15 protein-coding genes and 2 riboswitches are annotated in these 23100 nt (G+C 57.6%); of the genes, 5 read left to right on the top strand and 10 right to left on the bottom strand.

The genetic code is table 11. The annotated features are described in order from the left end of the window. Positions 1 to 152: 152 nt before the first annotated feature. The 5 genes from NQ519_RS02950 to NQ519_RS02930 all read right to left on the bottom strand — a co-directional run bounded on the left by NQ519_RS02950 (position 153) and on the right by NQ519_RS02930 (position 5634). Positions 153 to 1361 carry a virulence-associated E family protein gene (locus NQ519_RS02950; RefSeq protein ID WP_019149555.1) on the bottom strand — a complete coding sequence of 403 codons (1209 nt, stop codon included), beginning with the start codon at positions 1359 to 1361 and terminating at the stop codon, positions 153 to 155. Further along, positions 1351 to 1662 (bottom strand): helix-turn-helix transcriptional regulator, encoded by a 312-nt coding sequence (locus NQ519_RS02945; RefSeq protein ID WP_019149556.1) that lies wholly within the window; start codon positions 1660 to 1662, stop codon positions 1351 to 1353. Before NQ519_RS02945 ends, NQ519_RS02950 begins: the two co-directional genes overlap by 11 nt. A gap of 155 nt (positions 1663 to 1817) precedes the next feature. Further along, positions 1818 to 2747, bottom strand: coding sequence for a DUF6043 family protein (locus tag NQ519_RS02940; protein WP_019149557.1), 930 nt, complete (start codon positions 2745 to 2747; stop codon positions 1818 to 1820). 9 nt (positions 2748 to 2756) lie between these two features. Further along, positions 2757 to 4217, bottom strand: a complete 1461-nt coding sequence (locus tag NQ519_RS02935) for an ATP-binding protein (protein WP_019149558.1) — start codon at positions 4215 to 4217, stop codon at positions 2757 to 2759. 67 nt (positions 4218 to 4284) lie between these two features. Further along, positions 4285 to 5634 (bottom strand): site-specific integrase, encoded by a 1350-nt coding sequence (locus tag NQ519_RS02930; protein ID WP_019149559.1) that lies wholly within the window; start codon positions 5632 to 5634, stop codon positions 4285 to 4287. A 455-nt stretch (positions 5635 to 6089) separates the two neighbouring features. Next, positions 6090 to 6286: riboswitch (cobalamin riboswitch) on the top strand. A 144-nt stretch (positions 6287 to 6430) separates the two neighbouring features. On the opposite strand from NQ519_RS02930, the gene NQ519_RS02925 reads away from it, so the two are divergent. Both NQ519_RS02925 and NQ519_RS02920 read left to right on the top strand, forming a co-directional pair. Next, positions 6431 to 8113 (top strand): putative transporter, encoded by a 1683-nt coding sequence (locus NQ519_RS02925; RefSeq protein WP_019149560.1) that lies wholly within the window; start codon positions 6431 to 6433, stop codon positions 8111 to 8113. A gap of 97 nt (positions 8114 to 8210) precedes the next feature. After that, positions 8211 to 8576: a hypothetical protein gene (locus NQ519_RS02920; RefSeq protein WP_019149561.1), complete on the top strand. Its 366-nt coding sequence runs from the start codon at positions 8211 to 8213 to the stop codon at positions 8574 to 8576. A 266-nt stretch (positions 8577 to 8842) separates the two neighbouring features. Here the strand turns inward: NQ519_RS02920 and NQ519_RS02915 are convergent, their stop codons facing one another. The 5 genes from NQ519_RS02915 to NQ519_RS02895 are packed head-to-tail and all read right to left on the bottom strand — an operon-like array spanning position 8843 to position 16229. After that, positions 8843 to 10399: a PKD domain-containing protein gene (locus tag NQ519_RS02915; RefSeq protein WP_019149562.1), complete on the bottom strand. Its 1557-nt coding sequence runs from the start codon at positions 10397 to 10399 to the stop codon at positions 8843 to 8845. Between the two features lie 12 nt (positions 10400 to 10411). Beyond that, positions 10412 to 11728: a fibrobacter succinogenes major paralogous domain-containing protein gene (locus NQ519_RS02910; RefSeq protein WP_026076295.1), complete on the bottom strand. Its 1317-nt coding sequence runs from the start codon at positions 11726 to 11728 to the stop codon at positions 10412 to 10414. Positions 11729 to 11745: 17 nt separating this feature from the next. After that, positions 11746 to 12987, bottom strand: a complete 1242-nt coding sequence (locus NQ519_RS02905) for a hypothetical protein (protein ID WP_026076296.1) — start codon at positions 12985 to 12987, stop codon at positions 11746 to 11748. 2 nt (positions 12988 to 12989) lie between these two features. Then, positions 12990 to 14147, bottom strand: coding sequence for a YncE family protein (locus tag NQ519_RS02900; protein ID WP_019149565.1), 1158 nt, complete (start codon positions 14145 to 14147; stop codon positions 12990 to 12992). 12 nt (positions 14148 to 14159) lie between these two features. Beyond that, complete coding sequence (locus NQ519_RS02895) at positions 14160 to 16229, bottom strand: TonB-dependent receptor (protein WP_019149566.1); 2070 nt, start codon at positions 16227 to 16229, stop codon at positions 14160 to 14162. A 126-nt stretch (positions 16230 to 16355) separates the two neighbouring features. Then, a riboswitch (cobalamin riboswitch) is annotated at positions 16356 to 16569 on the bottom strand. A 104-nt stretch (positions 16570 to 16673) separates the two neighbouring features. Between NQ519_RS02895 and NQ519_RS02890 the strand changes: the two genes are divergently transcribed. From NQ519_RS02890 to NQ519_RS02880, 3 genes are all read left to right on the top strand, one after another. Next, positions 16674 to 18233, top strand: a complete 1560-nt coding sequence (locus NQ519_RS02890; RefSeq protein ID WP_019149567.1) for a sulfatase family protein — start codon at positions 16674 to 16676, stop codon at positions 18231 to 18233. Positions 18234 to 18429: 196 nt separating this feature from the next. Next, the gene (locus NQ519_RS02885; protein ID WP_019149568.1) at positions 18430 to 19440 is read left to right on the top strand and encodes a FecR family protein; all 1011 of its coding nucleotides are present in this window, start codon (positions 18430 to 18432) and stop codon (positions 19438 to 19440) included. Between the two features lie 35 nt (positions 19441 to 19475). Continuing rightward, positions 19476 to 23099, top strand: coding sequence for a SusC/RagA family TonB-linked outer membrane protein (locus NQ519_RS02880; protein ID WP_019149569.1), 3624 nt, complete (start codon positions 19476 to 19478; stop codon positions 23097 to 23099). Position 23100: the final 1 nt, after the last annotated feature.

Genomic DNA, 23100 nt, shown 5'->3' with positions numbered 1-23100 from the left:
GCTATGTGTAGTAACCAAGTTTATGTCACCTTACTACCGTAGTAATTGACGTAGTGGCGTAGTAAGATGTCGTAAGGTGTGTATTTTGTATTCTGCTACATGGCAGCCTATTCTTTTTCAATGTTTTATCGCAGTGTGTAGTAGCGTAGTAACTACAATCCGTAAGAGACGAAAGGGTTGGGTGAGATTTTTTCAATGACCCAGCCGTAGACGGGATTTCCGTTGATACGCTTCGAGCGTCGTTCGAACCCGGCCTTGCGCAAGGCTTCGCCCATGCGTTTTTCGGAGAGGTTCAGCGACGAATAACTGCGCAGGTAGTTCAGAATCTCCACGGTGGTCATAAAGCAATCTGCGACGGCATGTTCCGGAGGCTTCTCGAACCCTTTCAGCAGCATTTCGTATTCGATGGTCTGGACATGAAATGCGACGTTTCCCCGGTGCAGTTCTTCGATTTCGGTGTCGTCGAACCAGTAGCGGAATCCGTTGTTCAGGAGTGTTCGGGCTTCGGCATATACCTGATCCATGTCTACCCATATCGCCCGGTCGATGTCGATGGATAACACCTCGAAGGGCAGGAAGCGCCGCGAGCCGGTCGGGTCGGTCAGAAAGTCGTTCCCGTTCACCGAGGCCATGAAGCTCGCCAAGTGGGGATACTCTTCGATATAAACGTCGTAGGGCCGCCGGTATTTGACCGAAGGAGCCGTGATGAGGTTCTTCAACTCGTTTTCATCCCGTTTGTTGAGCGCCTTCAGCTGGTCGTCGATGTTGATGAAGAGGTATTCGGCGACCAGCGTCAGTACATCCTTGTTCTGCGGGTCGATCTTTCCGGTGAAAAGATAACTGGCGAGTGAGCGGGGACAGAGGTTGTCGAGCCATGTAGTCTTGAACTTTCCCTGTTCGCCGGTCAATACCAGACATACATGGTTCTGACACCCGACATCGTTCATCGCATTGGCGACCACGCCGACGAGCCATTTGGTCAGGTATTCTGACCAATGCAGGGCGTTGCGCACGGTGACGGTCGCGGCCAGTTCGTCGATGGCCTGCGTTCCCGTTACTGGCGGCAGTTTATGAAAATACGCCTGCACGGGATTCACACGCTCGGAAAAGTCGCTTTCGAGCATGCTGCGCAGGTTCTCCGCCGAGGTGGAGATGCCGATGGTGCGGTCGAGCTCCCGGCGGAAGGAGTTAAGCCGGTATTTGGTCACGGGGAGGAACTCGCCGTCGCTGCTGCGGAACTCCGCACGGCTTTTGACTGTGTTGTAGCGAAAGGCGTAATGCTCCCGCAGGAACTCCTCGATACGCTCGTTCCGGGACTGCTTGCCGGGGACTGCAACGCTGTCTGACACCTTATTTGCCATCTTGTTCGCCGAGAATCCGTTGAATGTCCGAGGTGCGGTAGCGAACCTTGTTCCCGACCTTTACAGCTTTCAGATACCCTTTGCGGTTCCAATGCCAGAGCGTCGCATCGCAAACGCCGCATAGCTCTTTGATCTGCTCTTTGGTCAGGTAACGTTCCTTGCGGGCTTCGGCGACCTGTGCGGCCAGTTCTTCTTTGGCACGGTCGATAAGGCTGTTGGAGAAAGCCAACAGATCCTCGCCGCTTACCTCCAGCCGGATGCTGCCCGGAGCATCCCGGAGGATGGATAACAAATCTTTCATACATTGCTTTCCGCCCGTTGTGAGGCGCAGCCTTCCGGCGGATGGGAAAGCAACGCCGCCGCCCGGAAATCCGAGCGACGGCGCAAATATAATGTTATGATTGAGCGATATTTAAGCGTTTAATTCGCGGTGTGTTAAGGCGAATTTAACGAGCCTTATTGCGATAGAAAATCTTTTATTTCCCGGATGATAAGGGCCTCGCTGCCCCGACTGCTGACGGCCGATCCGATAAGCAGCGGTTCCGTCAGGCGGCTGTATGCTTCCTGTATGCCCCGCTCGTGGACGATGCGGATGTCAGAGCCGTATTCCGCTTGCAGGGCATCGCGGAACGGTTTGATGTTGGTTGGAACTACCAGATAGCGCAATTCATCGAGTGCGATCTTCAACCGTGCGATGTCGGTCTGGGTGTGTCTCTTCGTGATGTATTCGCCGATCTTTTGCCGCAACACGTCGGGATGCGTGACAGCCGGTGAAAACATGTCCATCAATGATTTGGTCGTACTCGGCCGGCCGGGTTTCCTCTTTTCACCTGCATCTTCGGCCGGAGGAGTACCCGTAGCCCATTCCAGCACCCGGTCGCTTTCGGCCAGCCGCATCGCTTCGCGGTGGGCATCCCAGTCCTGCTTGGTGCGCAGTTCTAATTTGATGGAGCGGGAGATCAGCAGTCTGATCGTGGCACTCATGGTCATCTTCTGCAAGAATCCCAGATCGGGCGAGCGCCGCAGCTCTTCGCAACGCTCCACCATCCGTTCGAAACTCTTGCCGAAGTAGAGCCAGCAAAGCATTGCCGGGAGTGTGGAATCCTTGCCGGGCTGTTCGCACTCCCGGATGATCTTGCCGGCAAGGTCGTGTTGTCGGGCCGCCTGTTCGATCTCATCGACATGATCGAACAGTCCTTCATTGGCTTTGTCGGACATGAGGCGCCGGTACCGGGGGATAAGGGACATGGCTTGGAATATGACCGACTGGCACCCTGCATAGTCACGGGCGTTCATCGCCTCTTCGAATGCGGCGTATTCGTCGGGGTGGGTGTTCATCCATTCCCGCAACTTCGCTTTGAAAGCCTCGTATTCCTGCTGGCCCATAGTATTGTACTACTTTTTTAAGACAACCCATCTGCCGCCTTTTGTCGGCCCTTCATGACTGATAATCCCCTCTTTGTTCATTTGCAGTAGATAATGCTTAATGCTATTCGAGGTACGTCCTAATAACGCTTCCAATTCCCTGCCGGAGATTGCCGGATTCTTTTGGATTTCGTAGATGATCCTTTCCCGAATATTTTGGGGTGTTTCTTGTGGGTTTCTTGTGGGTTTCTTGTGGGTTTCTTGTGGGTTTCTCTCAGCACCGAAGCCTGCATCGTAATATCGTTTCGATGCTTTTTCAATTACCCGAAATGCCGTGACAAATGAAAAGTCGAATTCGGCTTTTTCATTGCCGTTTTCCGTCAGCTCTTTTTGAACCCTATAAACACCTCGGCTGAAACGATTGACATAACCGAGAATTTTCATCGCTTCGGCAATGAACGGATTGCGGTAATCGCTTACATTCGGAAAATTCTCCGGACTGACTTTTCCATATAAACCGCCGGGATTTTGTATTTCAATACGATCATCGTATTCATAGAATTGTATCGGGGCATTCGTTTCATAATCCCGGTGCATGATCGCATTCATCAGAAGTTCCCGCGTTGCCCAGTATGGGTAATTCGCAACGGTTTCTTCCCGGAGAACACTAATCGGAATCGGGCGTTTTTGCGACACACTCGTTTCGACGAATGCGTCTATTTTAATGAGGTCATGGCAAAGGTTATTCCCGAACTTGTGTTCATTGATGATTTCCCCTGCACGATCCACACCTTTGAAACGGACATATTGGACATAAGCTCCCGGAAAATAGCGCCCCGGATTTCCCCCGAACAGAATAATGCATCCGTTCGTCGGACAGTTATATCGCAAGTCGAAAAATCCGAGTGATGCCAACTGTTCTTCAAGAGGGCGCTTATCGTCTGCAAGAATTTCACTGGCTACGGCTTTTGGTAAAAATTCTGACCGAACAAGGTTTATATCAATGTCGGCAAGCGTCGTTCCGATACACGGCATGGCATCGAACGTTCGAATATTAGAGATTCTTCGCTCCATCAATATTTTTTCTTCGGCTTCCGATGCGATGCTTTTGCGCGGACCTATCCGTACCCAAATACGTCCCCGGTATCTGACCGGAGGAAATTCGGACGGTTTGACCTCGACCACGAGTAAATCGCCACCTTCCAAAACAAAGCGCTCGACAGTCATTACCGGTTGCGGGAGAATATTGCCGTCGGTGCGGATATTGGTCATTTTGAGTAGTAGACCATCATCGACACGCAGGCCGGATAACTTCCCGTTGTCTTCGGCTCCTATAATCAGATAGCCGCTTTTGTCATCGCCGGGTAAATCATTGGAAAAAGCACAAATCGCCTGGCAAAATTTGTCCATATTGGTTGTCGAGGTCGTTATCTCGATGTTGTAGCTTTCCGGATTGCCAAGTATTTGTACCAGTTGTTTCTGTGTTAACATAATGCGGCTCTCAATTTGTTAGGACAAAAATATGGATTCTTTTCAGTAAATTCTAAAAAGCAATATATTATTTCAGCAAATCGACCAACTGTTGCTTCATTTCATCGTCAATGGTGCGATAACGTGCGAAAGCCTTACTGCCTTCCTTATGTCCGCTCAAAGCTCCGACCAAATTGGGGTCTTTGACCTGCTTATACAGATTTCCGACGAATGTCCGGCGGGCCAGATGCGACGAGGCGATCTCGTAAAGTACCCTTTTTTCTTCTTCGCGGGTGGTGGGGTTTATGACCGTAACCAACCGCTTCAATCCGGCGGCTTTGAAAATCCGCTTGATCGCCATATTGTATTTCTGCTCGGAGATGAACGGCAGCAGTTTGTCGCCGTCCAGACCTTTGTAACGGGCTGCGATCTCTTTGGCTGTCTGATTCAGCGGAACCCGCACGGTCAGCGGTCGCCCTTCCTTGGTCTTGCGCGGTATGTACTCGATGGCTCCGTCGATCAGATTCGATTTCGTCATTTTCAGCAGATCGCCCACCCGGCAGCCGATCAGACATTGAAAAACGAAGATGTCGCGCTGAACGGCCAGTTGCGGATGCCGCTTCAGGTTCGTGCCGTAAATCTTGTGCAACTCTTCGATCGTGATATAATAAGGCGTTCCGTATGTGCATTCCTCCAACGGGAAATCGTCGAACGGTCGGTTGCGGGTCTTTTTGTTGCTGTTGCACCAATAGAAGAAAGTCCGGATGCGCGAGAAACAATCCAATAAAGTATTCTTCCCTCTGGGTTGTGGCGTGCGTGCTTCGGGGATAGCTTCGTAGATTTCCGGGTAAAGAGCGCGGTAGCGGTATTCATTTTCCAAAAATTCCCAAATATCCCGCAAGGTGTCGGCCGTTACATGGTCTATGTCCAATACGAATGCTTTTTGCCCCCTCTTGGTTGTCCGGACATAAAGTTCATACCGCTGTAATCCTCGTTTGATGACCCGGTAATTCTTTTTGCGGACATCGGAAAGACGGTGCTTTTCGAGAAATTCGTCGAACAATGCGATCAACGTCGGCTTGGCGGTTTCTTCTGAGGCCGTTTCGACATTGTATTTTTGCGGATTGTAATATTGTTCCAATGCCTCTTTCAGCCACTCTTTCTGCGGTTCTGCCGTCTGTCGGGACTGATAGGCTCTTTCGAGGTGGGATTTGAGTTTTCGGGCTTCATCGTTGTAATAGGAACGCATTTCGTCGTCGCAAACGATTTTGCTTTTGACCTGTTCGGCCTTGTCATCCCAAAGGTTGGGATTGATGGTGAGCCGGGTCGGTGCGACCATATCTACCTGCCTGCCATCCCGCAGACGTGCGTAAATGGTCGCTTTCGATTCTGTATCATAGCGTTTTACGCTCTTTTTGATGATGAGAGTTATTTTCATAGTACCCAGATTCCGGATTGACAGAGCAAAAATACGAAAAATTCCCCACATTTTCCCCACATCTGCTAAAATATGTTCAATTGGAATTTATCAGGTAAAATGATTGAATATTTATATACTCTTGATAATAAATAAAATAAATACAAATTTATTCATTTTTTACTTCTATTTAAGTTTAATAGGATTTAATATATTCAAATGCGGCTCCGGGTACAAGGTAAATCGCTGACAGTCAATGGATGACTTGTCGGCGATTTTTGTTTTGCACCCGGTGTCCGCGCGTTTCCCGGCCGCCGGGATTGCCGCGGCATGCCGAAGCCCTGCTCCCGGAAAGTCGTTCGCCGCCTCTTCCCGCTCGGAAAATCTCCGGAGCGAAAATCGGCCTCTCGCCGGCTCGTAAGGCCGATTTCTGAAAATAATCAGTTTCCGTATGCCGTTTTTCGGAATTAACCCCTATCTTTGCCCTCAGATTTGGTTTTCCGTTCCCCGTGCCGGGGAGGAAATGAAAAGGGAATCGGGTGCAAATCCCGGACAGTCCCGCTGCTGTGAAGCTCCGCGAAGGTTCCGAACATCTCAGCCACTGATCCGCAAGGGTCGGGAAGGCTTCGGAACAGGAGTCAGTCAGAAGACCTGCCAAGTCGATTCGATGTCAAAGGACCCCGAGGGATGGGCGTTTGATTTCGGTGGTGTATTGCCTGATATATTTTGAGTCCGGCCCGATTGCAGGGTGCATTGTGCTTTTCCGGCACAGGGTTTCGCTTTGCGGTGACGGTCCGGCATAAAAACGGGATTCGGTATGGAATTGATCGAACGTTTGTTGTTTGGCTCCGATTCGCTTTGGGGCGGCGGCGTCGCCCACTCGGTGATGATTCTGGCGCTGGTCATAGCCCTTGGCATCATGCTGGGCAAGATCAGGATCGCCGGGGTGTCGCTGGGCGTGACGGGCATTCTGTTCGTCGGTATCGCTTTCAGCTGTTTCGGCATGAACATCGACGAGCATCTGATGCACTTCCTCAAGGAATTCGGACTGATTCTCTTCGTCTATTCGATCGGCTTGCAGGTCGGACCGGGTTTTTTCTCCTCGTTCCGCAAGGGCGGCGTCACGCTGAACAAGCTGGCCGCCCTGGTCGTCGCGCTCGGGGTCGTCACGACGGTCGTCCTTTATTATTTGACGGGCCTTCCGATGAGCACGATGGTCGGCGTGATGTCGGGCGCTGTCACCAATACGCCCGGCCTGGGCGCCGCGCAGCAGGCTTTCAGCGACCTGCACGCCGGAGCCGATGCGCCGGATATTGCGACGGGCTATGCGCTGGCCTATCCGCTCGGAGTCATCGGGGCCATCCTGACCCTGCTGGCGCTGCGCTATCTGCTGCGCATCGACGTGCGGCAGGAGGAAGAGGCGGCCGGGCTGGGCACGGACGTTCTGAAAGACCTGACGACCCGGCGGATCTCCGTCGAAGTCTGCAATCCGGCCATCGAGGGCAAAAGCATCTCCGGAATACGGCATCTGGCCTTGCGCGACTTCGTCGTGTCGCGCATCTGCCGTCCGGGCGGAGCTCCCGAACTGGCCGACGCTGCGACGACGCTCCGTTGCGGCGACCGGATTTTGCTCGTGGCGGCGCCCAAGGATGTCGAGGCGCTGGTCGCTCTGCTCGGCCGCGAAGTGGACGCCGAGCAGATGATACAGGACCCGAAGATGATCTCGCGGCGCATCCTGATCACCAAACCCGAGCTGAACGGCAAGACGCTCGCCGAACTGCGCGTCCGCTCGACGAGCGGCGTCACCATCACGCGCATCAACCGTTCGGGCATCGACCTGGTGGCGGCGGGGAACTTGCAGTTGCAGTTGGGCGACCGGGTGACGGTCGTGGGCCCCGAACTGTCGGTGGCCCATGCCGAACGGCTTTTCGGCAACTCGCTCAAACGGCTCAACCATCCCAATCTGATCCCCATTTTCATCGGCATTGCGCTGGGTGTCGTCCTGGGCAGCATTTCGTTCTGGATTCCGGGGGTTCCCCAGCCCGTGAAACTGGGGCTGGCCGGCGGTCCGCTGATCGTCGCCATCCTGATCGGCCGCTACGGGCCGCATTACCGGCTCATCACCTACACGACGATGTCGGCCAATCTGATGCTGCGCGAAGTGGGCATTTCGCTCTTCCTCGCGGGCGTGGGGCTGGGTGCGGGCGAGGATTTCGTGCCGACGCTCGTCGCGGGCGGATATGTCTGGATCGCCTACGGCGCCGTGATCACGGTCGTGCCGCTGCTGCTGGCGGGCATTTTCGGACGCTATCGCTACAAACTCAACTACTATACGCTGATCGGCGTGCTTTCGGGCGCCTCGACCAATCCGCCGGCGCTGGCCTATTCGACCGAACAGACCACCTCCGACGCCCCTTCGGTGGGATATGCCACGGTCTACCCGTTGTCGATGTTCCTGCGGGTGCTGGCGGCCCAACTTTTGATACTGATTTTCGGATAAACCCAAAAAGGCGCGGCGAACAAAGACCCGTTACTGCCATAACAAGTCATTGCATAGAGATTAGTAGTCGCCGCGCCTTTTTTTCAATCGAATGGTTATGAATATCGTATTGTACGGAGTTCCGGCGGCGACGGCCGGGAGGATCGCAGACCGCTACGGTCTGAAACTGATAAATTCGCCCGACAAATTCGATGCCTCGGGGACGATGGTGATGGTTCCGTCGATCAGCGCCCCGCGGTATCTGCTGGCGTTTTACAACGCCATGCTGCGCCACGAGGACGATGTCGATGCGGTCGTTGTCTGCGGCGCGGGGTCCTGCGAGGCCGTCAGCACGGTGCGGTATTGCACCCCGCAGGGAAAATTCTTCACCCTGAACGGCGATCTGGACGAAGAGGAGCTGGAGTCGGAACTCTGTCAGCTTTTCGATTCGCTGTTCGCCGAGGGGAATCAGATCAATCTGTGAGCATGGGGACCGGCGGTTCTGCGACGGAGCCGCGGCGGCGTCCGGACTGCACGATGCGATAGAGGTGTGGAGAGCCGGCGGACGGACAGATGAAAAGACTGCGGGCGCCGGAGGTAAATCGTTGTATGGCAGACAACGGTGAACTAATCTCCAAATATCCGGCAGCCCGCAGTCTGTGCGGTTAAAGACGGCGGCGGGATTTCATGCGAAGAAAGGTTTGCAATGGTTCGTCGTGATTGAAAGGGTCCCGCCGCCGTGTCAAGGTCTTATTGTGCGATCGTTTCGATCTCTGTCCCTTTCAGGTGCAGGTCGATGGCGCAGTTCAATTGCGTACAGGCTGGCCCATAAAAGTCGCCCAAATATTGGAGTGTGGCAGTCTGGACTTTGATGAAATCAACTCCCGGAAGTTTTACGGGATTGCCTTTCTTGTCCACGGCCCAGCCGATGTCGAAAGAAGAGTTGGTTTCATCTGTCGGATTGGAGTTGCAAACGTAACCGTATTCATACCATTGGGTGGTACCCGGATAGCTTCCTGACATTGGGGTGTTGCTGGGGATCATCGTAACGTTGGTGAATGTCAGTGTTTTGTCTTCGTCGCTGGTACGCAACCAGTAGGGCCATTGCGGAATGACGTTCGCCATCCATCCGCTGCTCAGTGATCCTGGTTCGTTGTCGTTGATTGTATAAGTGATATAGTTATCGACGCCTGTCCCGTAGTTCACGCTCGGGTTGAAATTATCGGGGCGGTCGTAAACGATTTTGATTCCGGTCCGGTTCCCCGTTTTTCCGTATTCGCTGCCGGCCAGTTCGTACCATTCGTCATCGTTGGGCTGACCGTCTCCGTTTTGGTCGAAAGCGACATAGACAATGCCTGGAGCGGGGTAGGAACTGCTGCCGGAGAACGAGCCGATGCGGAAATCGCGCAGTCCGGTAACGTTCATCACCGTATGGTCGAACTTGAAGACGATATATCCGCCCAATGTGCCGAGACTGAGGCCGTTGTTCGTGCTCTGGAAATCTCCGTTGATTTTTTCAGTCGCCGTTTTGAGAACGGTCGTCGGATAGATGTCGTTGGGGCCGAACGGGATGGATGCGGCTCGTGAAGTTGTCGGGGCTGGTTTGTATTCCAACACCTCCGAGATATAGGGCGAATAGGCCGTGGCCTCGGTCGTTACGGTGACGGTGGCGCTCTTGGTCTCGGTGATGCCGCTGTCGTCGGTGACGGTCAGCGAAATCGTGTAGTCGCCCGTTTCCAGTTGGATGAACGACAGCGTCTTGTCGGTTCCGGCTTCGGCGGCCTCCGCGTCGCCGGGGCCTTTCACCGTCCATTCGTAGACCGGATTCTGGTCGAAGCCCGTGATCGCCGGCTCGATCAGGAGCACCTTGCAGCGGTCGGTCGAATAGGCGGCTTCGAGCGACATCGAATTGGAAAATCCGGCCTGGTTGACCGTGATTTCGAGCGTCTTGTCGCTTTCGTCCTGTTTGAGGACCACTTTGCCCGGCTCGCGGGCTTCGGTCGAGCTGTTCTTGGCGACCGTGATGACCAGCGCCGTCTGTTCGAGTTCGGCGGGAGCCCATTCGGGCGATGAAACTACCTCGTAAGCCACGGCGCTCGTGCCGGCCTGCGCCGTCTTGGTCGAGGTGACCAGAATGGTGTAGGTCTTGCCGTCGGCCGGGGCGTCGATCGGGTTGTCCTCGGCTTTCACCGAGAATTCGTAGGTCGTCTTCGACGTGTTGCCGTCGTCGTTCTCGTCTTTGCATGCCGTGAGGAGCACGCTTGCGGCTGCGACGGCCAGCAGGGTTCGGAAAGTGAATTTCTTCATCGTTTTATAAAATTAAAGGGTTTCGTTGTGTCGTTCGTCTTCGGCGCAGCGCACCGACTGCCCGTCGCTGCGGGACGAGATGTCGCGGCGGATGTTGGGACGCTGGTTGTAGGAGGCTATGTAGATTGTCAGTTCGTAGGCGTTTCCGATCCCCGCGGGCGGCGTTCCGGACCAGATGCTGGCTCCGAATCCCGAGTTTTTCAGACATCCGCCGCCGGCGCAGTACCGGAATCCGGCATAGGGGAACACGCCCAGCGCCGAGTAGTCGGTCGTGGCGTTTTCGAGACCGTTCCAGATGAATTCGCCGTTCTTGTCCGCAGGCACGCGCCACCCTTCGGGACACGGGTCGAACGGCGATTTGCCCCGCACGGGTTCGCACCATAACGTGTCGCAGCGCTTCATCTCCGTCGGTTCGCTGCAACAGAACCAGTCGGAATATCCCTCCGTTCCGCGCAGATAGACCATCGGTTCGACGATCGACTTGGCCAGCCCCGTACGGGTCGGATCGGCGTCGGTTTTGATGGAACGGATGCCCGTGCCTTCCGCCTGCGAACCTTCGGTCAGCTGCACGCCCGCCATGTCGTAGATCGGTTTGCTGTCGAAATGGCGGGAATCCGTCGTGTTCGTGCCGCGGAGAATCCGGTCGCCCGGGAAAGGGTCCTTGCGGCCCCATTGGTACATCAGTCCGCACGCGGCCAGCGAGTCGGCGGCGGTTTTCTCGATGACCGCCTTGTCGATCGTCGCCCCGAGGTTGCGGTCCATGAAGGTGTAATCCTTGATTCCGTCGCCGTCGTTGTCCCAGGTGTAGATTTTGCCGTAGGCGACCAGTTCCGCATCCGGATCGTAGCGCGTCACCCAGATGTGCCAGCTCCAACGGACGGCGCCGCCGATGCGGATGCCGATCACGGCGTTGCCCACCTTGTCGGCCGTCGATACGGCGATGGAACCCTCTTCGGCCTGCTGTCCCGGAATCAGTCCGACGTTCGTGATCAGGCCCGGCAGGTCCTGCCAGAGCAGAACGGGTTCGGGGGTCAGCCCCGTGAAATCCTCCCCGCCCAGCCATTCGGCGTAGAGGTCCCACATGGCATAGGCTTTCAGGATCGGGATGTCGATCGACTGGCCGGGTTTGACCATGAAACAGTTGGGGGTGTACGCCGCTTCGAGGTATTTCCGGTCGATGTCGGGCCCGGGCTCCGGTTCGGGTTCCGGCTCCGGTTCGAGATCGGGGTATTCGTTGGGGTTGTCGTCGTTGTGGTAGGAGCAGGCGACATTCCCGACGCTCAGCGCCAGCAGCAGCGCGGGCAGCAACAGTAGTCTTTTCGTTTTCATAGCGTGGAATCTCTGTTTTATTGGTGTTGGTCGGGCCGCACGTAGATATGCATGTCGCGGGCCATGAAAATTTCGGTGGAGGTCTCGCCGATCCAGCCGCAGTATTGGTTCAGGGCGGTGTAGACCCGGATGAAATCGACCCCCGGCAGGTGTACCGGTTCGCGGGTCTCGGGGTCCACGGCCCACCCGATGTCGAAGCCGTTGTAGTAGTTGCCCTCTTCGTCCTTGGCTTCGTTGGGATAGTTGTCGGCATAGGCGCCGTATTTGAACATGTATTGCAGGTAATAGGAGCCGTTGCCCGAGACATCCACGGCGTTCTTGGGCAGCAGCGTGCCCCGGAACGTCATTTCGTCGGCGTCGATCCACCGCGGGTAGTAGTCCTGGTCGTGGAACTTGTTTTTGTAGACGTAGCCGCTCTGCCCGCGGTTGTCCTCCCACCCGATGTAGGTCATGTCGGTCATGGCGCTGTCGTTCCCCTCGCCGGGCGTCGGGACATGCCCGGGGGCGGGTCGGCGGTAGGTGATCTCGTATCCGTATACGGCCGCTTCGTCCGTGTACCACGGATTCTTGTCGATCTCGTACCATTTGTCGTCGGGCTTGCCGTTCTGGTTCTCGTCGAACATCACCAGAATGATGCCCGGCTCCGAGCTGCCTCCGTCCACGCCCGGGTGGGCGGCGCTGTTGAACGAGTTGCCGTCGATGCGGATGTCGTGTTCGCCCGGAACGTTGACGACCGTGTGGTCGAATCCGAACGTGATGTAGCCGCCGTAGGCTCCCAGCGACACGCCGCTCTGCATCTTTCCGGCGATGGCCTCCTCGGCCTTCTGCCGCATGGTCTCCGCCGTGTCGCCCTCCCGGTATTCGGGCATCGCGTTCACGAACTGTCCCGGTGCCGGGCAGTATTCGTAGACCGTGGCGATGTAGGGGCTGTACTCCACCTCCTCCTCGACCACGTAGAAGGTCATCCGGTGCACGATCGGATTGACGGGGTCGAAGATTCGGAACGTCACGTCGTAGGTGCCCGGATACTGCATCAGGAAGATGTAGTCCTTCTCTTCCGAGAGCAGCGAATCGGCCCCCGAGGCGGTCTTGACCGTCCAGCGGTAGCTCTCTCCCGTGAAGGCGGGTCTGAGATCGACGGTCTGCATGCGGGCGACCTTGTAAAGGTCGTCCAGCCCGAGGCTCACGTAGGGGATGCCGTCGTTGTCGCAGCCGCCGAGTGCGAGGGCCGGCAGCAGGGCGGCGAGTATCTTTTTCATCTTCATCGCTGTGGCTGTTTTCGTTCGAGAAATACCATGTGCGCGGGGATGTCGCCCGTGCGGACGCTCCATTTGCGGACGCCCTCGCGCGAGTAGCAGTGCAGCACGCCGCTCGAAACGTAGTTCTTGGCGTCGGTGACGTAGATGTCGCCGTTCCGGGGGTGGATGGCGATGCCGTAGGGGATCACGATGTCGAGCTCCGTGCCGTCGGTGATGAACTTGCGCGACACGACGCGTTTCTTTTTAACGTCGATGATGGCGTAGGTCACCGTGTTCTTCGAGGTCTGGTTGCTGTACTCGACGCTGTACACGTAGAGCGAATCCCCGGAGACGGTCATGTTCGAGGCCGGAATGTTCATCGCCTCGGCCACCTGGTAGCGTCCGCCGTTGGGTTCCAGCCGGTAGAGGTTCGACGGAACGTCGTCGTAGTTGCCCCGCGAGGAGACCCACAGGTTGCCGTAGGCGTCGGCCTTGATGCGGCTGAGGTTGATCGCCACGTCGATCTTGTACATTTGGCGCATGGTTTCCAGTTCGATGACCGAGACCGTCGAGTCGTAGTTCGGGGCGCGGTAGCCGCCCGAATTGGCGACATAGGCGCGGTCGCCGACGATGGCCAGTTCGTCGGGCTGGTAGCCTACGGTCACCTGGCCGACGATCCGGTAGGTGTCGAGATCCACCTTGAAGACGGCGCCTTTCTGGGCGTCGGGGTCCATCGCCACGGGGCCGACGTAGGCGCTGACATAGGCGTATTTGCCTTTGAAGCGGATGTAGCGGCAGTTGGGGATGTCGATCTGCGTGATGCGGCGGGCCGTGTAGGCGTCCATCACCTCGACCTTGTGCGAACAGTTGATGACGGCGAACAGCCGTCCGTCGTAAACCTGGATGTCGTTGCCCACGTCGCCCAGCTCCTTCACGACGTTGGGGTTCTTCTCCGCATAGATGCCGCGGGCGTAGACCGCCGTGCGGTAGTCGAGGTAGTCGATGTCCGCCTTGTTGCTGCCCATGTTGCCTTCGTTCAGGAGATACATGCCGATCGGGTCGGCATCGGGGTTCTCCCCGAACGGCAGCACCTCGTATTCGGTGGGGTTCACCAGTTCGATCTTCCGGCAGCCGGCGGCGAGGCAGCAGCCGGCCAAAACGATGAAGAGATACCTTTTCATGGCTCGCGGGGGTTAGAGATCGACGCTGACGACGAACCGGAAGTTGGTCTTCGGCATCGGGTAGTTGAGCACCACGTCGTAATCCTGTCCGAAGAGGTTGTTGATCTCGGCCGTGGCCTTGAGTGTCCGGGTGCGGATTCGGAAGGTCTTTTGCAGCGAGAGGTCGCTCGTGTACCACGGCTGGGTGTGGTTGCGCGGGATGTTCTCCTGCTGGTTGTAGCGCTGGCCCGTGTAGATGAAGCTGTAATTGAGCCCCCACCCCTTGTAGAACAGCGCGAGGATGGCCGAGCCGCTGTGCCAGGGGATGTAGGGAATCTGGTCGCGGTAGTAGGTGTCGGCCGGGTCGGTGATGTCGATGGCCTCCTGATAGGTGTACTGGAACTTGGTCGTCACCTCCAGTTTGCCGAGCGTGAACAGAGCGTTCAGCACGGCGTCCACGCCCTTGATCTCCACTTCGCCCAGATTGAGCATCGTCCAGCGGAACTGCTGTCCCTTGGGGTAGGCGATGATCTTGTCCGTGATTTTGTTGTAGTAGGCATCGACCGAAACGTCGAGCATCCGCATGAAGGGCGATCGTTCGAAATCGCGCGCGTATTTCAGCCCGACGTTGAACTGTTCGGCATATTCGGGCTTGAGGAAGGCGTTGCCCATGTCGGTGTAGTAGAGGTCGTTGAAGGTCGGCATGCGGAACATCCGCTTGTAGAAGGCGCGCACCGAAAGGTCGTGGTTTTTCAGCACTTTGAACGATCCGAAGAACGCCGGGGTGGCCACGGCCTTGTCGGGCCGGGCTTCGAAGCGCTCGACCTTTTCGTGGACGAAATAACCCAACAGGCTGGCCTGCATCTTCAGCCGCCCCCATTCGAAAGCCGTGGCCAATGCCGCCATGTGGGTGTAGCGCGTCGGGTAGGGGAAGGTGCCGTCGCTCTCGGTGGGCATGTAGAACGTGGCGTCGAGCGTGTTCCACTGGAAGTCGTAGGCCAGCGACACCTCCCAGTGCTCCAGGATGTTGCAGAGATTGGCGCACGAGAAGTAGAACTCCTTCTGCTTGTAGGTGTTCTTGGTCTGGATCAGCTTGGCGTCCTGATTTTCGTAGTGGGTGTAGTCGGCGGCGTACTTGGCGTTGAACAGCGTGCGGAACCTCTTCGACCAGCGGTTGGTCAGCGTGCCCTGGATGAACGAGTTGGTGTCCCACAGCCGTTCGCCGTGGCGGAAGACGTTGTTGACGATGGCCCCCGGGATGCCGCGCTCGGAGTTGTAGGTGTAGGCCCGCACGGTCCATTGTCCGTCGGCCATCTTTCCGTGGAGCCCGGCCTCCATGCGGGTGGCGTTTATGTCGCCGTTCTGCCGGTAGGCCGTCGTGTCGTAGGCGATCTCGCCCAGCGTGTTGCGGCGGCGGTAGCGGAATTTGTACCGGCCGGTGGCGTTGGTCCACTCGCCGCTGAACGACGAACTGACGGCGTCGGAGATCTTGTACTCGTAGCGCATCGAGGGGTTGATGAGCCCGAACGAGCCGGTCTTCATCGTGGCCTTGAAATTGGCCCGCTTGCCCTCCTCGAAGCGGGGGCGCCGCGTGGTTATGTAGATCGTTCCGGAGGCTCCGAAATCCTTGGCCGACTGGAAAATGTCGCTTTTCTGACCGTTGTAGAGCGATATTTCCTCCACGTCGTCCAGCGAGAAGCGCCCCAGATCGACCTGTCCGTTCTGGGCGTTGCCCAGCTGGATGCCGTCGTAGAACACGGCCATGTGGTTGGTGCCCATCGAGCGGATGTTGACGGTTTTCAGACCGCCCACGCCGCCGTAGTCTTTGAGCTGCACGCCCGCGAAATAGCGGATGGCGTCGGCCACCGAAAAACTGTTCAGCCGTTGCAGGTCGATGTCTTTGAGGACCTGCGCCGGGATGACCTCGCGGTATTTGGGGATGACGGGAGCGCCGACGATGACGACCTCGCTGATTTTCTGGATGCTGTCCAGTTTTCCGACGTAGCGCCGGTTCGCGGTGGAGTCGGAGGTGTCGGCCGCCGCGTGATTACCCCCCCCCGCAATGAATGCGAGGCATAGGAACGAAAGGCGAAGTTGCTTCATTATGCGTTCTGTGTCAATGGTTTGTCGGGTAAAACCATTGATTCCACAGCCGCAGTGCAACGAAACAGAATGAAAGAGTGCTTTACATGCGTTGTCGATCCGGGCCCGTTCTCCGCAGGCTGCGAAATCAATCTGTCATGCAAGGCAGGTCTTCTGACTCGTTCCGGTTTCGACGCCTTCCCGGTTATCCACCAGTGGCTGAGATTGTCGATTCCTCGTGTGCCCGTTTCCGGACAGGAACTTACAGCAGCGGGAACTGTTGCCGACTTTCACGGCATTCCCTTTTAATCGGTCGGAGGCTGCGGGGCCTCTTTCGGAACCTTTGCGCGGCAAAGATATAAATTTTGTCAGTAATCGGTGATAAAAAACGTTTTTTATTTCATCTTATCGGTCCGCAGCCGATTATTTCTTATCTTCGCGGCATCGAACCCAACATTGCGAATCATGTATATCGTTCCGAAAACCGTAAGTGCCGGACTGTTGCTTTCCGGCGCAGCGACCTCGGCGCAGGCCCGGATGCCGGAAACGCCGCAGAAACCCAACATCGTCTATATCATCGCCGACCAGCTGCGTTGGGACGCCCTGGGCTACACCGGCAATGCCAAGGCCGTTACGCCCAACATCGACCGGTTTGCCGCGCAGGCCCTCGACTTCACCGAGGCGGTTTCGTCCACTCCCGTGAGCGCCGCCCACCGGGCCTGTCTTATCACGGGCAAATACCAGAGTTCGACGGGCATGGTCATCAACGAGATCAACCTCAATCCCAACCATCGGACGTGGGCGCACGTGCTCGGCGATGCCGGCTACAAACTGGGTTACGTGGGCAAGCATCATTGGACCGATCTGCACCGCCGCGACCGCGAGCCGGGGCCCGAGCGCATGGGATTCGACGACTACTGGGCGGCCTATTCGTTCAACCATAAGAGTTACAATGCCTTTTACCATACTGAGGACGACGGCGGCGTCCATCGGTTCGTCGAGCTGAAAGGCCGGTACGGCCCCGAGGTGTTTACCTCGCTGGCCCTGGACTACATCCGTAAGAAAGCCGCGGCCGGAGAGCCCTTCGCCATGATGCTCTCCTGGAACCCGCCCCACGACCCGTGGGTCCGCAGCAATGTCGATCCGCGCTGTTACGAACGCTTCCGGAACGTGCATTTCGACCTGCCGGAGAATTTCAAGCGGACGCCCGATCCCTATATGGACCGTTATCCGCAGCAGTTCTTCGACGGCGAGGAGAAGTGGCGGGGATCGTTTATCGACACCGACCGGTATAGCGAGATGCTGCGCTGCTATTATGCGATGGTCAATTCGCTCGATGAACAGTTCGGGCGCGTGATGGATTTGCTCGAAGAGCTGGGCATAGCCGATAATACCATCGTCGTTTTCACCTCGGATCATGGCGAGCAGTTCGGGTCGCAGGGCCGCATGTACAAACTGACGTTCTACGACGAGTCGGCCCGTATTCCGTTCCTGATCCGCGATCCCAGATACGCCACCGGGGGCCGTGAAAGCGACGCTTGCCTCAATACGCCCGACATCGGACCCATGCTGCTGGGCCTCGCTGGGCTGCACGGGGAGATTCCCGACGAGATGGAGGGCGAGGACCTGAGTTTCATCGTCCGCGGGGAGAAAGGCCGGGAACCCGAATACGCTTTCATGCAGAGCATGGGACACACCTACCAGTGGAAGGACGGCTACGAATGGCGGGCCGTGCGGTCGAAACGCTATACCTATGCCCGTTATCTGCGTGACGGGAGCGAAGTGCTGCTCGACCGGGAGGCCGATCCGACGCAGCTGACCAACTATGCCGGCGATCCGGCCTACGCTTCGGTCAAGAAAGAGTTGCGCAAACGCATGGAGCGCAAGATGAAGCAGCTCGGCGACGATTTCAAGCCGTGTTCCTGGTATCGTGACCGCTGGATGTATAAGGGTTACAGCATCAAGGCGTCGGCACGGGGTGAGTTCGGCCCGCTGCCGCCCGTCGAACCGAAACGTACCGAATAGAGCACCTCCGCGGCATTGCATCGCCCTCCGGAAGCTGGTTTTCCAGCTTCCGGAGGGCTTTTTCATTGTGTGGTGCGGGGGCCGGAGAGGGCGGTCCGAAAAAAAATCGTGCGAATTTCGATTTTCGGGGGTCGGTATTCGGAAATGGCGTGTCTACTTAGTGAAAGCAAAGAAAAAAATCTGTTTTGTGTAAGTTATGCAGAAGGAGATAGACAGACTGATCAATTCCTACCGGAACAATGCCCTGAGCAGGGAGGAGGCCGGTATGCTGGCGGGATGGCTGGAGGAGTCCGACGAACACCGGGCCCAGTTCAGGGAGTGTCTCGCCGGCCGGGAGCAGCCCGCATCGGCCAAGGCGGAGCGGGAGTGGGCGCGGTTCGCGGCCCGCAACAAAATCCTGTTCGCCGTTCCCGAGGGGGTGAATACGCGCCGGAGATTGTTCAGGCGTTACGTCGCGGCGGCCGCGGTCTTGGCGGCGGGCATTTGCGCCGTCTGGTTCTGGCAGGGCGTTCCCGCGGTCCCCGATGCCGGAAACGGCACGGAGATCGGCGCCGCACAGCCGCTGGAATACCGCACGGCGCGCGGCGAGAAGCTCGACATCGTGCTGCCCGACGGTTCGAAGGTCTGCATGAATTCCGAAGCGACGCTGACCGTGGACCTGAAATTCGGAAAGGCCACGCGCGAGATCGAGTTCGACGGCGAGGCGTTCTTCACCATCGCGCCCGACAAGAGTTGTCCGTTCATCATCCACAGCGCCAACAACAATTATACGGTGCTCGGGACCTCGTTCAACCTGCAATCCTACGCCCGGGAGAAGTTCGCCGTGGTGACGCTCCATACGGGCTGCTTGCAGGCGCAGGTCAAGAAGGATGTCATCATCCTCGACCCCAACGAGGAGTTGCAGATCGACGCGACGGCCAACACGATCACCAAGCGGGCGGTGCGCATCGACGATTCGATCGGCTGGATCGAAGGGCGGCTGATCTTCTCGGGGCATCCGCTGAAAGACGTGGCCAACAAACTTTCGCGCTATTACCAGGTGCGGATCAACATCCACGAAGAGATCGCCAACCTGCAATATACGGGCATGGTGGACCGGGAAACGCTGCCGGAGGCCCTTCGGATGATCTCCGAAACCTCCCCTGTAAGGCTCTCCATCACCAATATCGACGGGGAATATTTCCTTTCGAGGGCGAAGCGAAAATAGAGAATGAATTTTTTAACTACCTAAACATTAAATGAATGAGCAATTTTAACAAATCCGAAGGTCGCTGCATGACCCTGCAACGCCGGCTGGCGTGCGGACTGGCAGCGATGTTCCTGGCAGTCGCAGGCATCGCCCATGCCTCCGAAGCCGGGGAGAAGCCCGCGACCGTAACGCTTACCGTCGAACGGGCGCCGCTGGCCACGGTCCTGAAAAAGATCGAGGCGCAGACCTACTACACGTTCTTCTTCAACAACGAACTGGTGGGCAAGGCCGCTCCGGTGACGCTCTCCGTGAAGCAGGCTCCGGTTCCCGACGTGCTGGCGAAGATTTTCGCCGGAAGCGACCTCACGTATGAATTCCGGGAGGACAAGATCCTGATCAAACGCAAGAAATCGGACAAGCCGGCCACGCAGGCGCAGGAGTCCGAAACTGCCGGAACCGTCGGCGGACAGACCGCCGGCGTGGACCGGCAGGTCACCCCCCCCCAGCAGAAAAATACCGCCTCGGCAGCCCCTGCGCTGGTGCAGGGCGTCGTTAGGGACGATACCGGACAGCCCGTTGCGGGCGTCAGCGTAATCGTGAAAGGCTCGCTCGTGGGCGCCGTCACCGAAAGCGACGGCTCGTACCGCATCAAGGCGCGCCCCAGCGACCAGCTGTCGTTCAGCTTCCTGGGCTACAAGACGCAGGGCATCTACGTCGGCAGCAAGACGACGATCGACGTGAGGCTCGTCAGCACGGCGCAGGCCATCGACGACGTGGTCGTCACGGCGCTGGGCATGAAGCGCGAGGAGAAGTCGCTGGGCTATGCCGCCACGAAGGTCAAGAGCGACGCCTTTTCGTCGTCGGCCTCGTCGTCCAACTGGATGTCGGGCCTCGCGGGCCAGGTGGCGGGTCTTACGGTCGCCAAAGCCAATACGGGCGGCGGCGGTTCGATGCGCGTGACGCTGCGCGGCGAGTCGTCGATCGACCTCAACAACAACGGGGCGCTGTTCGTCATCGACGGCGTGCCGATGTTCAACACTTCGGCGGCCGGAGCCAACGAAGGGGGCGCCTATGCCATCGACTACGGCAACGGCACGGGCGACGTTAACCCCGAGGACATCGAGAATATCACGGTGCTGAAGGGTCCTGCGGCGACCGCCCTCTACGGTTCGGAGGCCGCCAACGGCGCCATCATCATCACGACGAAATCAGGCGAGGGGCAGGACGGCTCCGTTTCGGTGACCTTCACGTCGAATTTCGTGGTCGATCAGATCAACTCCTCGCCCGATTTCCAGTATGTCTACGGTCAGGGTTCGGCGAAGGGCAACGATGGATTCCATTACGGCGATCCGGTTGATGGCGAGGGCAGCAATACGACCGACGTGTCGTCGTGGGGCCCCAAGATGGACGGGACGCTCTACTATCAGTATTACGACGCGAGCCGCGGCATCGGCGTCGATGAGAACGGCGTACGTATCAAGACGCCGTTCGTGAGCTACGGCAACTGGTTCAAGAATTTCTTCCAGACGGGATGGACGGCGACCAACACGCTGTCGGTGTCGGGCAAGATCAACAAGAACAATGCGATCCGTTTTTCGGTGACCGATTACCGCAGCGAGTCGATCGTTCCCAATTCGCCCTGGAGCAAACAGTCGCTGTCGCTCAAGAGCAACAACAAGATCAACAGATGGCTGTCGGTGGACACGTCGCTGACCTATTACCGCAAGGACGACGACAACCTTCCGGTGATGGGCTACGGTTCGAGTTCGATCATGTATTCGCTGTGGTGCATGTCGCCCAATATCGACATGAACTGGGCCAAACAGTACTGGCTGCCCGGCCAGGAGCACGTCCAGCAGGACGCCGGTCTTTCGGGCGGCAAGAACAACCCCTATTTCACGGCTTATGAGCAGCTCAACACGCTCGACCGCGACCGCATGTACGGCAATACGGCGCTGAACCTGCATCTCTACAAGGGCCTCGACCTGATGCTCCGCGGAGGTATCGACTTCTCGCGCGATCTGCGTTCGACCCGCCATCCGAAAAGTTCCTACTCCTACAAATACGGCATGTACAGCGAGCAGGAACTCACTTCGTTGCAGCTCTCGACCGATTTCCTGCTGAAATACGACCGCAAGCTGGGCGCCGGATTCAACATCACGGCCAACCTGGGCGGCAGCATCATCAACCGTTCGTTCGTGCAGACCTCGAAGACCGCCGAGCAGCTCAAACAGCCGGGCGTCTATTCGCTGGCCAACTCGGTCAACCGCATCAAGACGGACAACTACTCCTACGAGCGTCAGACCAACAGCATCTACGGCCTCATCTCGCTCTCGTGGCGCGACGCCGTCTATCTCGACATCACGGGCCGCAACGACTGGTCTTCGACGCTGCCCGTCAGCAACAACTCCTATTTCTATCCGTCGGTTTCGGCCAGCGTGCTGCTCAACGAGCTGATCGACTTCGGCTCGGCGCGCAACGTCGTCAATCTGGTGAAACTGCGCGGCAGCTTCGCGCAGGTGGGCAACGACACGAAGCCTTACCGCACGTCGAACTACCTCACCTCGTCGGATTTCGCGGGCAATTTCCAGATTCCCCGCACGGCGGCCGATCTGAACCTCAAACCCGAAATCGTCAGCTCGTGGGAGGTCGGCGCCGACATCCGCCTGTTCCAGAGCCGCCTGAACCTCGACATCGCCTACTACGACAGCGAGTCGAAGAACCAGATCGTGAGCATGCCCGTCAGTCAGGCGTCGGGCGTCGGCAGCCGTTACAGCAACACGGGCCGCATCCGCAACTGGGGCTGGGAGGTTTCGGTCAACGGAACGATCGTCAAGAACAAGAAGGTGCAGTGGAAAGCCTATGTGAACTGGGCGCTCAACCGCAACCGGGTGCTCGAACTGGGCGACGGCGTCGATTCGTGGATCGTGGCCTCCTATTCGTCGCACGCCTACATGACGGCTTACGAGGGACAGTCGCTCTCGACGATGTACGGCCTGGGCTACAAGCGCGCCCCCGAGGGATCGTTCATCGTGGGCAAGGACGGTTCGCTGACCGATGTCAGCGGCCAGCTGGTGATCGACGAGAACGGTTACCCGCAGTATTCCGACGATTTGCAGCGCATCGGCGAGTGCATGCCCGACTGGAAGGGCGGCTTCGGCACGAGCGTCAAGTGGAACGGACTGACCCTTTCGGTGGCTTTCGACGGTCAGTTCGGCGGACATGTCTACTCCTACTCCAACGCCCTGCTGGGGTCGCGCGGTAAGGGTACGGTCTCGCTTCCGGGCCGTTACGACGGACTGGTGCTCGACGGCGTCAACCAGCTGCCCGACGGCAACTACGTGAAGAACACCCACAAGACGGCCGACATCACCGAGTACTACGGTCTGGCCTATGCGTTCCAGAACGCCGAGCAGAACTTCGTCAGCACGCAGTTCCTCAAACTGCGTGAGCTGCGCCTCGATTACGAGTTCCCGAAGAAATGGCTCTCGAAGACCCGCATCATCAAGGGGCTCGTGCTCTCGGTCTACGGCCGCGACCTGTTCTGCTGGTCCGATTTCCCGGGCTGGGACCCCGAGGGCGCCTTCATGCGCGGCTCGTCGGTCGTTCCCGGCTTCGAGATCGCCCAGATGCCCGGAACCCGCGCCATCGGCGGCAGTATCAAGATCACTTTTTAAC

This window comes from Alistipes senegalensis JC50 (assembly GCF_025145645.1).
Lineage (GTDB): Bacteria > Bacteroidota > Bacteroidia > Bacteroidales > Rikenellaceae > Alistipes > Alistipes senegalensis.
The sequence above is the reverse complement of the archived record's forward strand: the minus strand, read 5'-3'. Positions and strand labels throughout refer to the sequence as shown.

Coding starts and splice junctions, on each gene's coding strand:
- NQ519_RS02950 (WP_019149555.1), bottom strand. CDS start 1,361: ATGGCAAATAAGGTGTCAGACAGCGTTGCAGTCCCCGGCAAGCAGTCC.
- NQ519_RS02945 (WP_019149556.1), bottom strand. CDS start 1,662: ATGAAAGATTTGTTATCCATCCTCCGGGATGCTCCGGGCAGCATCCGG.
- NQ519_RS02940 (WP_019149557.1), bottom strand. CDS start 2,747: ATGGGCCAGCAGGAATACGAGGCTTTCAAAGCGAAGTTGCGGGAATGG.
- NQ519_RS02935 (WP_019149558.1), bottom strand. CDS start 4,217: ATGTTAACACAGAAACAACTGGTACAAATACTTGGCAATCCGGAAAGC.
- NQ519_RS02930 (WP_019149559.1), bottom strand. CDS start 5,634: ATGAAAATAACTCTCATCATCAAAAAGAGCGTAAAACGCTATGATACA.
- NQ519_RS02925 (WP_019149560.1), top strand. CDS start 6,431: ATGGAATTGATCGAACGTTTGTTGTTTGGCTCCGATTCGCTTTGGGGC.
- NQ519_RS02920 (WP_019149561.1), top strand. CDS start 8,211: ATGAATATCGTATTGTACGGAGTTCCGGCGGCGACGGCCGGGAGGATC.
- NQ519_RS02915 (WP_019149562.1), bottom strand. CDS start 10,399: ATGAAGAAATTCACTTTCCGAACCCTGCTGGCCGTCGCAGCCGCAAGC.
- NQ519_RS02910 (WP_026076295.1), bottom strand. CDS start 11,728: ATGAAAACGAAAAGACTACTGTTGCTGCCCGCGCTGCTGCTGGCGCTG.
- NQ519_RS02905 (WP_026076296.1), bottom strand. CDS start 12,987: ATGAAAAAGATACTCGCCGCCCTGCTGCCGGCCCTCGCACTCGGCGGC.
- NQ519_RS02900 (WP_019149565.1), bottom strand. CDS start 14,147: ATGAAAAGGTATCTCTTCATCGTTTTGGCCGGCTGCTGCCTCGCCGCC.
- NQ519_RS02895 (WP_019149566.1), bottom strand. CDS start 16,229: ATGAAGCAACTTCGCCTTTCGTTCCTATGCCTCGCATTCATTGCGGGG.
- NQ519_RS02890 (WP_019149567.1), top strand. CDS start 16,674: ATGTATATCGTTCCGAAAACCGTAAGTGCCGGACTGTTGCTTTCCGGC.
- NQ519_RS02885 (WP_019149568.1), top strand. CDS start 18,430: ATGCAGAAGGAGATAGACAGACTGATCAATTCCTACCGGAACAATGCC.
- NQ519_RS02880 (WP_019149569.1), top strand. CDS start 19,476: ATGAGCAATTTTAACAAATCCGAAGGTCGCTGCATGACCCTGCAACGC.